The sequence below is a fragment of the Pedococcus sp. 2YAF34 genome (assembly GCF_052114585.1).
Lineage (GTDB): Bacteria > Actinomycetota > Actinomycetes > Actinomycetales > Dermatophilaceae > Pedococcus.
The window spans coordinates 1-638 of sequence record NZ_JBFRFA010000083.1; the positions used below are offsets into that span (position 1 = coordinate 1).

At 69.4% G+C, this 638-nt stretch carries 2 pseudogenes; both read left to right on the forward strand.

Features of this window, described 5'->3' with window-relative positions:
- Positions 1 to 250 (forward strand): annotated as a pseudogene (gene dnaK / locus AB4Z02_RS18955) (molecular chaperone DnaK); the annotation flags it as partial.
- Between the two features lie 2 nt (positions 251 to 252).
- A pseudogene (locus AB4Z02_RS18960) lies at positions 253 to 638 on the forward strand (hypothetical protein); the annotation flags it as partial.

Consider the following 638-nt stretch of genomic DNA (forward strand, 5'->3'; position numbering starts at 1 on the left):
GCCCGAGGACGTCAAGACCGAGGTCCAGGGCGATGTCGACGCGCTGAAGACCGCGCTCGCCGGAGACGACGAGGACGCGGTGAAGACGGCGTACGACAAGCTCAACTCCAGCCAGCAGAAGCTCGGCGAGGCGATCTACGCGTCCAGCCAGGCCGAGGCCGCCGCTCCCGCCGAGGAGCCCGCAGCCGAGACGACCTCCGATGAGGATGTCGTCGACGCCGAGGTGGTCGAAGACGAGGAGACCAAGTAGTCATGCCTCACACGCCGAAAGGTCCCGCAGGGGACCAGCCCGACGAAAACGAGGAGCCGATCATCCGCGACAAGCGGCGGATCGATCCCGAGACCGGAAAGGTTCGGCACCCGGAGGGCGGGTCGGAGGGTGACTCCTCCGGCCCCGACCTGGCCCACGAAGAGCTGGTCGACGTCGGGCCGTCCGACACCGACTCCGACGGGGCCGCCGCGTTCGACGCGTTCCTGACGGACGAGGACCTGGATGTGCTGTCCGGGCAGTCGACGGCCGACCAGCTGGCCGCCGAACGGCTCGCCGACCTCCAGCGGGTGACCGCCGAGTACGCGAACTACCGCAAGCGCACCGAAGCCAACCGTGAGATCGAGCGCGAGCGCGCCGTCGGCGAGAC